Raw genomic sequence first — 13,151 nt, forward strand, 5'->3', positions numbered from 1 at the left:
GGCCACCCCGGCAGGGGCCTCCCCCACACCCGACGGTGACCGTCACGGCAAGGCTAGGCCGCCAGGCCAAGCGCGGCCATCCGCTTGGTGTGCGCCTCAGTGATCCGAGAGAACATCCGCCCGACCTCCGCGAGGTCGAACCCATCGGCGACCCCCCCGACCAGCATGGTCGACAACGCGTCCCGCTCGGCGACAACCCGCTGCGACTGGGACAGGGCCTCGCCCATCAACCGCCGCGCCCACAGCGCGAGCCGCCCGCCGACCCGCGGCTCCGCGTCGATCGCGGCCCGCACCTTCTCCACCGCGAAGCTCGCGTGTCCGGTGTCGTCGAGCACCCCGAGCACCAGACGGCGGGTGTCGACGTCGAGCCGCGCCGCGACCTCGCGGTAGAAGTCACTGGCGATGGAGTCGCCGACGTACGCCTTGACCAGGCCCTCCAGCCAGTCGGACGGCGCCGTCTGCTTGTGGAAACCGTCGAGCGCCTCGACGAAGGGCTCCATGGCGTCGGTGGGCTCCGCGCCGACCGCCGCGAGCCGGTCGCGCAACTGCTCGAAGTGGTGGAACTCGGCGGACGCCATCTTGGCCAGCTCCGCCTTGTCGGCGAGCGTCGGCGCCAGCTTCGCGTCCTCCGCGAGGCGCTCGAACGCCGCCAGCTCGCCGTACGCGAGCGCGCCGAGCAGGTCCACGACGGCGGCGCGGTACTGCGGCTCGGCGGACGCCGTCTTCCAGTCCTGCGCGGCGACCCCGGTGGGGGCGGCGGCGGTTTCTCCGGCGGCTCCGGAGCCTGCGGGGGTTTCGGGGCCTTCGGGGGGCTTCGCGGCGGTGTCAGGCGTCTCCATGAAGCGCACAATAGCCCGCTCGCCGCACGGCGTAAGGGCCTGGTCAACCACTGTGACGACGGCAACGTGAGCAATTCGCCGGACACGCATGCGGGATTCCGGGGTACAGTGGTAATGCGCCCGCCGAATATTCGTCGGGCCGCATGAATGAGGATGCCCGGTCGGTGGCCCGATCGGCTCCGACCAGACAGCCCTCCAGGGCGGTACGCACTGTGCGTACTGCATGCGGAGGGACCCCCTCAGCGGTGTGAGCGCTCGAGCGTCGGCAGTGGTCCCGTACCACCGGCTCGCCGGGTTCGTTCCCCAGGCGGCCGGCAGTCCCCGGTACGGTCACGACCCCCAGCGTTCGCCTCGCGCCGCGTCTCACAGAAGAGGCATTGCCCTGACTACGACTTTTCGAGAGCTCGGAATCCTTCCCGAGACGGCCGAGGCCCTGGAGGCCGTCGGCATCATCAACCCCTTCCCCATCCAGGAGATGACGCTCCCCGTCGCCCTCTCGGGCACCGACGTCATCGGCCAGGCCAAGACCGGCACCGGCAAGACGCTCGGCTTCGGCCTTCCGCTCCTCGAGCGCGTCGTCGTTCCCGCGGACGTCGAGGCGGGCCGCGCCGAGTCCGACCGGCTGACCGAGGCGCCGCAGGCCCTCATCGTGGTTCCCACCCGTGAGCTGTGCCAGCAGGTGACCAACGACCTGCTGACCGCCGGCAAGGCGCGCAACGTCCGCGTCCTCGCCATATACGGCGGCCGTGCCTACGAACCCCAGGTCGAGGCCCTCAAGAAGGGCGTCGACGTGGTCGTCGGCACCCCGGGCCGCCTGCTGGACCTGGCGGGACAGCGCAAGCTGAACCTCAAGCACGTCAAGTGCCTCGTCCTCGACGAGGCCGACGAGATGCTCGACCTGGGCTTCCTGCCCGACGTCGAGAAGATCATCAACATGCTTCCGGTGAAGCGCCAGACGATGCTCTTCTCCGCGACCATGCCGGGCGCCGTCATCGGCCTCGCCCGCCGGTACATGTCCCAGCCCACGCACATCCGCGCCACCGCGCCGGACGACGAGGGCCAGACCGTGGCGAACACCGCGCAGTTCGTGTACCGCGCGCACTCCATGGACAAGCCCGAGATGGTCTCCCGCATCTTGCAGGCCGAGGGCCGCGGCCTCGCGATGATCTTCTGCCGTACGAAGCGCACGGCCGCCGACATCGCCGAGCAGCTCGAACGCCGCGGCTTCGCCTCCGGCGCGGTCCACGGCGACCTGGGCCAGGGCGCGCGCGAGCAGGCGCTGCGCGCGTTCCGCAACGGCAAGGTCGACGTGCTCGTGTGCACCGACGTCGCCGCGCGCGGCATCGACGTCGAGGGCGTCACGCACGTCATCAACTACCAGTCGCCGGAGGACGAGAAGACCTACCTCCACCGCATCGGCCGCACCGGCCGCGCGGGCGCCAAGGGCATCGCGATCACGCTGGTCGACTGGGACGACATCCCGCGCTGGCAGCTGATCAACAAGGCGCTGGATCTGAAGTTCAACGACCCGGTCGAGACGTACTCCAGCTCTCCGCACCTGTACGAGGAGCTGAACATCCCCGCCGGTACGAAGGGTGTCCTGCCGCGTACGGAGCGCACCCGTGCCGGGCTCGACGCCGAGGAGATCGAGGACCTGGGCGAGACCGGTTCCCGCGGCGGTGGTGGTCGCGGGGGCTCCGGTGCCCGGGATGGCGCGCGTCGTGGTGAGCGGGGTGCCGGTGAGCGTGCCGGTGCCGGCGCCGGTGGGCGGCCGCAGGCCGAGGAGGGTGAGCGGGCCGCTCGTGCGCCGCGGCAGCGTCGGCGTACGCGTGCCGGTGCGCCTCTGTCCGGCGAGGCGGTGGCCGGCGAGGCCGGGGCCGGGGCGGACGCCTCGGCGGTGCCGTCCGCTGCCGCCGCGGTTTCCGTCGGCGTTGCCGCCGGGTCCGCCTCTCCTGTCGTCGATGCTGCCGGTGCTGCCGAGGAGGCCGCCGCGCCGCGTACGCCTCGGCGGCGGCGGCGGACGCGGTCCGGTGATGCTGCGGCTCCGGCTGCCGCCGTGACCTCGGCTGCCGCCGAGGAGGATTCGGCTGCTTCGGCTGCTTCTGCTGCCTCTGCCGCTCCGGTTGCGAAGCCGCGGCGGCGGCGGACCCGTAAGTCCGCGGACTCCGCCGACAGCTAGTCTGCGCTCCTTCCACCCGTGCCTGGGGGCCCCTTTGGTCCCCGGGTGCGGGTGTTTTTTCGTCCCCGCCGCTCCGCGACGGGACGCTTCCCACCCACCCACCCGTCACCCCGCAGCTTCGACACTCCCCCCGGGCCAAGGCGACACCGCCGCCCGCTGCGGGCACCTGGCCCGCCAGTGACGGAGCACGTGGGCACAGCCCGCAGCACCCCCCCGCTGTGGGCATCTGGTCCGCCAGGGGCGGAACGGGTGGGCACAGCCCTCAACTGCGGCAACTGGGAGCGGGGGGAAGGGGCACCCCCGTGAGCACAGCCCGCAACCGCGGCAACCGAGGGCCGGGGCAAGGAGCACCCCGGTGGGCACAGCCCGCGACCGCGGCAACCCGGGGGCGAAGGGCAAGGGCACCGCGGTGGGCGCAGCCCGTGGGGGCGGTGACCGGCAGTGGGGGCGGGGGTAGCAGCCGGGTTGAGGCCTGCGGCCAGTAGCCTCGGGGGATGAGCAGGCCCCCGACCTTCACCCCGCCCGCGGGCACCCTCGCGTACCCGCTGCCTACGGCCCGCGGCGACTTCGCCGTGCTCGACACCCACCCGACCGGCGAGGTCAAGGGCACCGCCCTGCTGCTGCCGGGCTACACGGGGAGCAAGGAGGACTTCGTCGCCCTGCTCCGCCCCCTCGCCGAGGCCGGCTACCGCACCGTCGCCGTGGACGGCCGCGGCCAGTACGAGTCCACGGGCCCTGACGACGTCTCCGCGTACGCACAGAAGGAGCTGGCCGCGGACGTCCTGTCCCAGGCGGCGGCCGTCCACACCCCCGGCCAGGGGCCCCCGCACCTGCTCGGCCACTCACTCGGTGGTCTGGTGGCCCGCGCCGCCGTTCTCCTCGCGCCCCCGGACACCTTCGCCTCGCTCACCCTCATGGCGTCGGGCCCCGCCCGCGTCTCGCCCTCGCAGCGGGCCCGCGCCGCGCTCCTCACGGACGCCGTCGCCGCCCACCCCATGGCCGTGGTGTGGCAAGCCATGCAGGCCACACAGCCTCCGGAGGACACGGCGACCGGATCCGGGACCGATACCGCCGCCGCCCCGTACGCCGCCGACGACGACGCGCTGCGCACCCGCTGGCTGCGCAACAACCCGGCCCAGCTCATCGCCACCGGCGAGCAGCTGCGCACCGAACCCGACCGCGTCGACGAGCTGGCCGCCGTACCGCTGCCCAAGCACGTGGTGTCCGGTGAGCGCGACGACACCTGGCCGGTGCCGCTCCTCGACGACATGGCGCGCCGCCTGCGCGCCCATCGCACGGTGGTCGCGGGCGCGGAGCACTCCCCCAACACCGACCGCCCCGAGGCCACCGCCGCCGCGCTCGCGGCCTTCTGGGACGACTGCGCTCAGTAGCACTTCTGAAGGTGGTCCCAGAAGCCGTCCCGCAGCACCCGCCGCAGGTCCGACTGGCCCCGCAGGGAGTAGTCGAGCAGCCGCTCGGCCTCGACCAGGAGTTCCTGGTCGACCGATCCCGGCAGGTAGGGGTGGCCGGGCAGCAGGCCCACCAGCGCCTCCCGTCCGCGTGCCGAGAGCCACTTCGCGGAGATCTGGGCGCCGACGAAGCGCACGTCGTCCCGCGAGGGCCGCAGCGCCGTGGCCGGGGGCTCGTACGGTACGGCGGGGCGGCGCGTGACGAACGGCTTGAAGAAGTCCGCGTCGAACGTGCGCTGACTGTCGACCTCCCACAGGAGCGGATCCGCCTGGTTGCGGCCGTCCGGTGCCTCGATGCCCCAGAGGTGGACGCGGGCGCCGTACCCCTGCGCGGCCTCGACCGCCGAGACCAGGTCCTCGTCGCCGCCGATCAGGGCCGCGTCGCTGATGGCCCGGTGCCGGGCCAGGGACTCCAGGTCGGAGCGGATCAGGGAGTCGACGCCCTTCTGCTGGTTGTTGGCGTTGAGGTTGCCGAGGCGGACCTTGACGTCGGGGAGTTCCGCGATCGACTGCTGCTCCGCCGTGTGGATGCGGCGCCGCGCGCCGTCGTACCAGTACACGCGCAGCAGCCTGCTGTCCGCGAAGATGGTGCGCGCCTTGTCGATCAGCGCGTCGATCAGCGCCTCGGCGTCCAGTTCGAAGGCCCGCCGGTCCTCGGTGCCCGTCACGAGCCGTCCGGTGGCGGCGTACAGATATCCGGCGTCCACGAAGATCGCGTGCGTGGACGGGGTCTTGGCCACCTCGGCGAGCATGCGCTCCAGGAGTCCGTTGGTGCGCTCAAGGCAAGCGGTGATGCCGCTCTCGGTGCCGTCGCTCTCGTCAATGGTCTCGTCCATGTCCATACAGAACGCATTGTTCCGTCCGTCACACGGCGGGCACAACTGGTGACCATGACGGAGCGAACACAACCAGCCGCGTTACCGTCACGAAAAGCCATGTTCATTAGCCACGCGAAAATTTTCTTTAGCGTAGGGAATGTTTGAACGGGTCAAGCCGTTGCACCCTCATGTAGCAAGCAGTTCTCCTTCAGGAGGATCACCAGACGAAGGGAGAAGCCCGTGCGCTTCGAAATCATGCGACTCGACGACGTCGACGGCACCGCCGTGGACACGACCGTCGTGGACGCCGCCTCCGTCAACCGGATCGTGCAGCAAGCCGCCGCCATAGGGCAGCGCCTCTACATCCGTCCGGCCGACGCCTCGGCCTCATAACGGCGCCGAACGGCCTCATCCCACACTTCAGAGCCCTGGACGCCACCGGAGATCGACCGGTGCCGTACAGGGCTCTGTGCGTGGTGCGTGGGTTCACCGAGGCGACGGACCGCGGTCGTGCGGTCACCCGGCCGGCTCAACCGCCGCGGATCACCTGCGTCACACCGTTGATGATCTGCTGCACCGCGATCGCGGACAGCATCATGCCCGCGAGCCGGGTCACGAGCACCACCCCGCCGTCCTTGATGACGCGGATGATCAGCAGCGAGAAGCGCATCGCCAGGAACAGCACCACGTGGATGGCGAGGATCGCCGCCCACACCGACACCTGCTCCATGCCGTCGGCGTGCTGCACGGCGAGGATCACCTGCACGATGGCTCCGGGCCCCGCGAGCAGCGGCATGCCGAGCGGTACGAGGGCGACGTTCACGTCCTTGGTCTGCTGCGGCTCGTCGGTCTTGCCGGTGAGCAGGTCGAGCGCGACCAGGAGCAGGAGCAGACCACCGGCGATCATCAGCGCCTGCGTGGAGACGTGCAGATAGTCGAGGATCTGCTGGCCGACGATGCCGAAGACGGTGATGACCCCGAGGGCCACGCACACCGCCTGGAAGGCCATCTTCTTCTGCACCTTGGCGGGGCGGCCCGCGGTCAGCGCGAGGAAGATCGGCGTGACCCCAGGGGGGTCCATGATGACAAAAAGGGTGAGAAAGAGGGATCCGAAGACGGCGACGTCGAACACAGTGATGGCCTTGCAGATGAGAGTCGTACGGAACAGGGGGCGCCGGTGCGTCGCGCCGGGGGGCGCGGGCGTGCGGGTGCTCGCGGGGCGCGCGTGCGTCGTGCGTGCGCGGTAGGTCGTGGTGGTGCGGGTGCGCGGGGAGCCGTGCGGTGCGCGGTCGACGGCTCCGCGTCTTCCGGCGGCTCCGCGGCTCCCGGCGGTTCGTTACGCGGCCGGGTGTCCGCCCGCGCCCGGCACCGGGAACGCGCCCGTGGCCCGGCGGGTGATCTCGCCGTAGATCTCGGGGTCGGTGGTGAACTCGCCGAGGGCGACGTTCTTGCGGCTGCCGTGGTAGTCGCTGGAGCCGGTGACGAGCAGGCCCAGGTCGGCGGCGAGGGCGCGCAGCCGGGGTCCCGACTCCGGCGCGTACGCCAACTGCTCGGGGTGGTCGACCTCGATGCCGTCGAGACCGGCCGCGGCCAGCTCCGCTATCGCCGACTCGGGTACGGTCCTGCCGCGCTGGGCGGCGGCCGGGTGCGCGAGGACGGTGACGCCGCCCGCGGCCTTGACCAGGCGGATCGCCTCGAACGGGTCGAGCTCGTGCTTCTCGGCGCAGGCGCGGCCGCCGTCCGCGAGCCACTGCGGTGTGAAGGCGTCGGAGACGCTCGCCACCACGCCGAGCTCGACCAGGGCCTCCGCGACGTGCGGGCGGCCCACCGAGCCGTCGCCCGCGATGCGCGCGACCTGCTCCCAGGTCACGGGGACGCCGAGCTCCTGGAGCTTGCGGACCATGGTCTGCGCGCGCGGGATCCGGTCGTCGCGTACGAGTTCGCGCTCCCGGGCCAGTTCCGGCTCGTCGGGGTCGAAGAGGTACGCCAGCATGTGCATCCCCACGCCGTCGAGGCGGCAGGACAGCTCGGCGCCGGTGACGAGGGTGAGGCCCGGGGGGAGGGCGGCGATCGCCTGCGCGTGGCCGCGCGTGGTGTCGTGGTCGGTCAGCGCGATGACGTCCAGGCCCGCGGTGGTCGCGTTGCGGACCAGTTGGGCGGGGGTGTCCGTGCCGTCGGATGCGGTGGAGTGGGTGTGCAGGTCTATGCGCACGCTGCGGCTCCACGCTTCTCGGGACTTGGCGGTTGACGCCCCCAGCCTACCGGCCCGCACCCCCTGCCCCCGCCCCCGCCTGGGGCTCCACGCCTCTCGCCCCCCGCACCGGCACGTTCCGCACCTCGCCCTTGAGCGCCGGACGGGTTGTCTCCCCCACCCGCCCGCCCACCCCCCGCGCTGACGCGCTCGTCGTCGGTCACCGGACGGGCCTTCTTCCCCACCCACCCGCCCTTCCCACGCGCTCCGCGCTCGTCCTCAATCGCCGGACGGGCTCTTCCCCACCCGCCCCCCCTTTCCCGCGCTGACGCGCTTGTCCTCAAACGCCGGACAGGCTGGATGATCCCCCGGCGTCGAGCTCCGGCCCGCCCAACGCTTGTCGACGACCGCGTCAGCGCGGCCCTGCCAGCCCCCTAGCGCGTCCGGCGCAAGAACGAGCGCGTCAGCGCGACACCCGCAGCCCCCAGCCCGCGCGGCGCGACGACGAACGCGTCAGCGCGACACCCCAGCCCCCAGCCCGTCTGGCGCTTGACGGCGAGCGTGCAGCGCGACACCCCCGGCCCCCAACCCGTCCGACGCGCGTAACGGCTAGCGCATCACCCCGGCGCCCCCGCCCTATAGCCCGTCCGATGCGCGATGGCGAGCGCGCAGCGCGGCACCCCCCGCCCCCCAGCCCGTCCGGCGCATGACGGCTAGCGCGTCAGCCCGGCACCCCCAACCCCCGTCCCGTCCAGCGCGTGACGACGAGCGCGTCAGCACGGCACCCCCAGCCTTCAGCCCGCCCGGCGCGTGATGGCTAGCGCGCAGCGCGACACCCACCCCCTAGCCCGCCCGGCGCGTGACGGCTAGCGCGCAGCGCGACACCCACCCCCTAGCCCGCCCGGCGCTTGAGGACGAGCGCGTCAGCGCGACAAACCCCCACCGGGCGGTGACACCCCACCCACCCCCGCGCGGCACCCACCCCCCAAGCCCGTCCGGCGCTTGAGGACAAGGCGCGCAGCGCCGACAAACCCCCACCAGGCGGCAACTCTCCACCCAGCCACACAACACCCACCCCCCAGCCCGTCCGGCGATTGAGGACGAGCGCGTCAGCGCGACAAACCCCCACCCGGCGGTGACACCCCACCCACCCCCACGAGGCACCCACCCCCCAAGCCCGTCCGGCGCTTGAGGACGAGGCGCGCAGCGCCGGAAGAGGCGGGGTCCCAGGGGGCGCCGAGCCACCTGGTTCGGGAAGGGGCGGGTCTGGGGCGTCCCGCGAGGGAGGGGGCGGGTGGCGGTGGCCCTACGGTGTGAGCAGCCGGGGGGACAGAGCTCCGCACGGCAGGAGATCCACCTCGGCGCCGGCGTCCCGCAGATCCGTGAGGACCATCTCGTCGTACATGAGCAGCCCCGACTGCTCGGGCCAGGCGATGGCCCACAGCCAGAGCCCGCGCGCCTCGCCCGCGAACACGGCCCGGTCGTCGGGCACTCCGGGCACGTGCCACATGGCCGTGGGCCGCCCGGCCGCGAGGACCTTGGTCTGGGCGGGCTTGCCGGCGCTCATGGAGGGGCCGGGATCGGGCCCGTCGATGCCCGCGTACCTGGCCCCGAGCCCGACCCCCAGCTCCTCCGCGACCAGGACCAGTTCACCGACACCACCGAGCGGCGCGGGGCCCGAGCAGGCCACCGCGGTGGCCCGCCCGCCACTGCGGTCGTCACCGGCGCAGACGACTCCGGTGAAGAGCCAGCCGACGGGCAGCGGCCACGGCATCCACACGGGCACCTGGCTGCGGTGCACCACGACCTGGAGAGCCTCGACGCTGGGCGGGAGCACGGGTTGCAGCGGGTGCACGGTGCCGTGCACATCGCACTGCCAGGAGTCGGCAAAGAGGCCGGGAGCCCGGACCCGGCCACCACACTTCGGGCAACTGGGTTCGCCCCTCATAGCGCTCAACGGTCCTCCCCGGGGGGCGCCCCGTCAAGGACGATCACCCGTCCGGAGGCCGCCTCCACCACACTTCCGTCCACTTTCCCGTGCCCGTCACCGGGGAAAAGTAGATGTAGCTTGCATTAGTTAGGGCAGCTAATTTAATATGTGTATACATCAACGATCCTTGCCGGAAGCATGCGAAGGAGCTGCGGATGACCACCCCCACGGCCGCCCCCGTCCCCGCGGACGGAGCACACCCCACCGACGGAGCGCCTCCCGCGGACGGAGCACACCGAGATCCCTTCGAGGCCGGGGCCGGCAACCTGCTGCGGCAGCCGAAGGCGGTGTGGGCCACGGCGGGTGCGTCGGTCGTGGCGTTCATGGGCATCGGCCTCGTCGACCCGATCCTGCCGTCCATCGCCGAGGGCCTTGAGGCCACGCCGAGCCAGGTCTCCCTCCTCTTCACCTCGTACTTCCTGATCACCGCCGTCGCGATGCTGGTGACCGGCTTCGTCTCCAGCCGCATCGGCGGCAAGAAGACCCTGCTCGCCGGGCTCGCGCTCGTGGTGGTGTTCGCCGGGCTCGCGGGCACGTCGGGATCGGTCGGCGAACTCGTCGGGTTCCGCGCGGGCTGGGGGCTCGGCAACGCGCTGTTCGTGTCGACCGCGCTCGCCGTCATCGTCGGCGCCGCCGCCGGGGGCAGCGCGGCCGCGATCCTGCTGTACGAGTCCGCGCTCGGCCTCGGCATGGCCTGCGGACCGCTCCTCGGCGCAGTGCTGGGCGACGCCAGCTGGCGGTACCCGTTCTTCGGCACCGCGGTCCTGATGGCCGTCGGCTTCCTGTGCGTCACGGTGTTCCTGAAGGAGCAGCCGAGGCCCGCGCGCAAGACCTCGCTGCTGGACCCGCTCAAGGCGCTCGGGCACGGCGGCCTCGCCTCGGCCGCGGCGTCCGCGTTCTTCTACAACTACACGTTCTTCACGGTCCTGGCCTTCACGCCGTTCGTCCTGGACATGAGCCCCTACCGGTCGGGCGCGGTGTTCTTCGCCTGGGGTCTGCTGCTCGCGGTGTTCTCGGTGCTCGTCGCGCCGCGGCTGCAACACCGGTTCGGGTCCCTGCGGGTGCTCGGCGGGTCGCTGGTGCTCCTCGCCGCGGACGTCCTGGTGCTCGGGTACGGCGGCCACGGCGCCGCCGTCGTCTGCACCGTCCTGTCCGGCGCCTTCATCGGCGTGAACAACACCGTCTACACCGAGCTGGCGCTCGGCGTCTCGGACGCGCCGCGGCCCGTGGCGAGCGCCGGGTACAACTTCGTGCGCTGGTTCGCGGCCGCCGCGGCCCCGTACTTCGCGCCGAAGATCGAGGAGTGGACGGACATCCACATCCCGTTCGTCGTCGCGGCCGTCACCGCGCTGCTCGGCGCGGGCGTGGTGTGGGCGCGCAGGGACGCGCTCACCACGAAGGCCGAGGACCTCGAACCGCGGCACGCCACGGAGGACGGCGTGACCGTCTTCGCCAACTGACCCGGCGGGGCGTGCCGTTCAGTCGAGCGGTACGGACCGGCGCAGGGGGTCGCGCAGGTCCGTACCGCTGTTCAGCCAGCGTTCCTGGAGCGCCTGCGCGCCGTGCACCCGCTTCCACGCCGCCTCGTTGGGCGTCATGGGGAGCAGGGGCAGGAACTGGACGGGGTCCATGGGCGCGTCCAGTTCCAGGTCCTCGACCAGGCCGCCCGGCTCCGCGACGAGGACCGAGGTGAACGAGGCGCCGGGCCACAGCGGTTCACCCACGTCGAGGGAGGCGCCCGGCGCGACCACGAGCCCCTCCACCTGCGGTGAGGCCGCGAGAACGGCCAGCGGGCGCAGCACCTTGTCGGTCTCGGCGAGGCCGCCCCGTACGGAGAGGACGAGTTCCGCGCGAGGGCCCCGCACCGGGTCGGTGAGCACCGCCGTGGGATCGGTCATCGGGTGGACGGACATACCGAGCGTGGCGTACCGCACCACGTCCCCGTCCGGGAAGCGCAGCACCTCGACGCGGTCCGTACCGAGGAACGTCACCGCCGCGCGCGCGTCCGGTTCCCCGAGGCCACCGCGCAGCCGGGCCTCGACCAGAGCAAGAACATCAGCCATGACGCGAGCATAGAACTCGTCAGGGATGGGTAGAGGTGGAGACTTGACGTACCGGTCGGCTGATACTGTTGGCCGCTGGCACCCGGGCAGCACGCAGAAGCGTCGCCTTCAAGCCCGGACGCAGGAGACGGCGCTACGCGCCTGGGACTTCCCCCACGGGGGACCGGCCGGAGGAGGTGGGGCTGCAGTGGATCGAAGTCGACCGTGCAGTACCACTCGCTCTTCCGCCCGCTGAATCTCCCGCAGCAGCGTCGCTGCGGCCGTGCGCTCGGCCTTTCGTGGATCACCTCTCCGCACCCGGCGTGAGCGCACATGACGGAAGAGCACCGCGTTTCACCTGATCTGCATCAGTAGCGTTGCTGCCACCGCGACGGTGCGGTGCTCCCCGCTTTGTGGACGTGCCACAGACACCAGCAGGACGTCCCCATTCCGGGCAGTTCCACCCGCCGCAGGCGGCCCTTTCGTCGAAGGAGCCTGCCCATGTCGATGATCCGCGACCTGCGTGACGCCGTCCGTCCCGCCCTGCGCAAGGACAGCGCGTCCTACAGCTCGTACGACACCACCCGCGACCCCAGCTCCGTCTCCGCGGTCGTGGACTGCGCCGTCTACCGCGACGGCCGCCGCGTCGCCTGTGACGACACTCTCACCCCGCACGAGGCCATGCTCCAGGTCCGCCGGGACGGCGGCTTCGCGTGGATCGGTCTGCACGAGCCCACGGAGGCCGAGTTCGCCGGTATCGCCGCCGAGTTCGGGCTGCACCCGCTGGCCGTGGAGGACGCGGTCCACGCCCACCAGCGCCCCAAGCTGGAGCGCTACGACGACACGCTGTTCACGGTCTTCAAGACCATCCACTACGTCGAGCACGCCGAGCTGACCGCCACCAGCGAGATCGTCGAGACCGGTGAGGTCATGTGCTTCACGGGCCGGGACTTCTTCATCACGGTGCGGCACGGCGGGCACGGCTCGCTGCGCGCGCTGCGGCGCCGCCTCCAGGACGAGCCCGAGCTGCTCGCCAAGGGCCCCTCGTCGGTCCTGCACACCATCGCCGACCACGTCGTGGACGGCTATCTGGCCGTCGCCGACGCCATGCAGGTCGACATCGACGACGTCGAGAACGAGGTCTTCGCGGCCACCGGAAAAGGCGTCTCGCGCGGTGTCGACGCCGGGCGGATCTACCAGCTCAAGCGCGAGGTCCTGGAGTTCAAGCGGGCCGTGCAGCCGCTGCTCCGCCCCATGCAGCTGCTGAGCGAGCGGCCGATGCGGCTCGTCGACCCCGACATCCAGAAGTACTTCCGCGACGTCGCCGACCACCTCGCGCGCGTCCAGGAGCAGGTGCTCGGCTTCGACGAACTGCTCAACTCCATCCTCCAGGCCAACCTCGCCCAGGCCGCCGTCGCGCAGAACGAGGACATGCGCAAGATCACGTCCTGGGCGGCCATCATCGCCGTGCCCACGGCCGTCTGCGGTGTCTACGGCATGAACTTCGACCACATGCCGGAGCTGCACTGGCGGTTCGGCTACCCGATGGTGCTCGGCCTCATCGGCGTGGCCTGCTACTCGATCCACCGCACCCTGAAGCGCAACGGCTGGCTGTAGCGCCTC

11 protein-coding genes are annotated in these 13,151 nt (G+C 71.9%); 5 read left to right on the plus strand and 6 right to left on the minus strand.

Going from position 1 to position 13,151, the window contains the following annotated elements; all coding sequences use genetic code 11:
* Positions 1-53: 53 nt before the first annotated feature.
* On the minus strand, positions 54-848 hold the full coding sequence (locus tag ACH4DX_RS11540) for a ferritin-like fold-containing protein (protein ID WP_398155253.1): 795 nt from the start codon (positions 846-848) through the stop codon (positions 54-56).
* A gap of 466 nt (positions 849-1,314) precedes the next feature.
* Here ACH4DX_RS11540 and ACH4DX_RS11545 point away from each other — a divergent pair, with 466 nt between their 5' ends.
* Positions 1,315-3,018, plus strand: coding sequence for a DEAD/DEAH box helicase (locus tag ACH4DX_RS11545; protein ID WP_398154932.1), 1,704 nt, complete (start codon positions 1,315-1,317; stop codon positions 3,016-3,018).
* Positions 3,019-3,512: 494 nt separating this feature from the next.
* Positions 3,513-4,409, plus strand: coding sequence for an alpha/beta fold hydrolase (locus ACH4DX_RS11550; RefSeq protein WP_398154933.1), 897 nt, complete (start codon positions 3,513-3,515; stop codon positions 4,407-4,409).
* Here the strand turns inward: ACH4DX_RS11550 and ACH4DX_RS11555 are convergent.
* Positions 4,403-5,329, minus strand: coding sequence for an NYN domain-containing protein (locus tag ACH4DX_RS11555; protein WP_398154934.1), 927 nt, complete (start codon positions 5,327-5,329; stop codon positions 4,403-4,405). The two genes, ACH4DX_RS11550 and ACH4DX_RS11555, sit on opposite strands and share 7 nt — an antisense overlap.
* 216 nt (positions 5,330-5,545) lie before the next feature.
* Here ACH4DX_RS11555 and ACH4DX_RS11560 point away from each other — a divergent pair, with 216 nt between their 5' ends.
* Positions 5,546-5,698 (plus strand): hypothetical protein, encoded by a 153-nt coding sequence (locus ACH4DX_RS11560; protein WP_016644538.1) that lies wholly within the window; start codon positions 5,546-5,548, stop codon positions 5,696-5,698.
* A 136-nt stretch (positions 5,699-5,834) separates the two neighbouring features.
* On the opposite strand, the gene ACH4DX_RS11565 is transcribed toward ACH4DX_RS11560, so the two are convergent.
* The 3 genes from ACH4DX_RS11565 to ACH4DX_RS11575 form a co-directional block, all read right to left on the minus strand.
* Positions 5,835-6,437, minus strand: a complete 603-nt coding sequence (locus tag ACH4DX_RS11565; RefSeq protein WP_030560588.1) for a MarC family protein — start codon at positions 6,435-6,437, stop codon at positions 5,835-5,837.
* 204 nt (positions 6,438-6,641) lie between these two features.
* Entirely contained in the window at positions 6,642-7,517 is an 876-nt protein-coding gene (locus tag ACH4DX_RS11570; protein ID WP_398154935.1) for a PHP domain-containing protein, read from the minus strand.
* A 1,285-nt stretch (positions 7,518-8,802) separates the two neighbouring features.
* Positions 8,803-9,444 (minus strand): DUF6758 family protein, encoded by a 642-nt coding sequence (locus tag ACH4DX_RS11575; RefSeq protein ID WP_398155254.1) that lies wholly within the window; start codon positions 9,442-9,444, stop codon positions 8,803-8,805.
* A gap of 197 nt (positions 9,445-9,641) precedes the next feature.
* Here ACH4DX_RS11575 and ACH4DX_RS11580 point away from each other — a divergent pair, with 197 nt between their 5' ends.
* Positions 9,642-10,946 (plus strand): MFS transporter, encoded by a 1,305-nt coding sequence (locus ACH4DX_RS11580; RefSeq protein WP_398154936.1) that lies wholly within the window; start codon positions 9,642-9,644, stop codon positions 10,944-10,946.
* 18 nt (positions 10,947-10,964) lie between these two features.
* Here ACH4DX_RS11580 and ACH4DX_RS11585 read toward each other — a convergent pair whose 3' ends face one another.
* Positions 10,965-11,549, minus strand: a complete 585-nt coding sequence (locus ACH4DX_RS11585) for a suppressor of fused domain protein (RefSeq protein ID WP_398120327.1) — start codon at positions 11,547-11,549, stop codon at positions 10,965-10,967.
* A gap of 480 nt (positions 11,550-12,029) precedes the next feature.
* On the opposite strand from ACH4DX_RS11585, the gene ACH4DX_RS11590 reads away from it, so the two are divergent.
* Complete coding sequence (locus tag ACH4DX_RS11590; protein WP_398120325.1) at positions 12,030-13,145, plus strand: magnesium and cobalt transport protein CorA; 1,116 nt, start codon at positions 12,030-12,032, stop codon at positions 13,143-13,145.
* The last annotated feature ends 6 nt before the right edge of the window (positions 13,146-13,151 follow it).

The organism is Streptomyces sp. NPDC017940 (assembly GCF_044328435.1).
In the GTDB taxonomy this organism is placed as follows: Bacteria; Actinomycetota; Actinomycetes; order Streptomycetales; family Streptomycetaceae; genus Streptomyces.

What these genes read in the sequence shown, in the direction of transcription:
- ACH4DX_RS11545 (WP_398154932.1), top strand. Translation starts at nt 1,315, where the DNA reads ATGACGCTCCCCGTCGCCCTCTCGGGCACCGACGTCATCGGCCAGGCC.
- ACH4DX_RS11550 (WP_398154933.1), top strand. Translation starts at nt 3,513, where the DNA reads ATGAGCAGGCCCCCGACCTTCACCCCGCCCGCGGGCACCCTCGCGTAC.
- ACH4DX_RS11555 (WP_398154934.1), bottom strand. Translation starts at nt 5,329, where the DNA reads ATGGACATGGACGAGACCATTGACGAGAGCGACGGCACCGAGAGCGGC.
- ACH4DX_RS11575 (WP_398155254.1), bottom strand. Translation starts at nt 9,444, where the DNA reads ATGAGGGGCGAACCCAGTTGCCCGAAGTGTGGTGGCCGGGTCCGGGCT.
- ACH4DX_RS11580 (WP_398154936.1), top strand. Translation starts at nt 9,642, where the DNA reads ATGACCACCCCCACGGCCGCCCCCGTCCCCGCGGACGGAGCACACCCC.
- ACH4DX_RS11585 (WP_398120327.1), bottom strand. Translation starts at nt 11,549, where the DNA reads ATGGCTGATGTTCTTGCTCTGGTCGAGGCCCGGCTGCGCGGTGGCCTC.
- ACH4DX_RS11590 (WP_398120325.1), top strand. Translation starts at nt 12,030, where the DNA reads ATGTCGATGATCCGCGACCTGCGTGACGCCGTCCGTCCCGCCCTGCGC.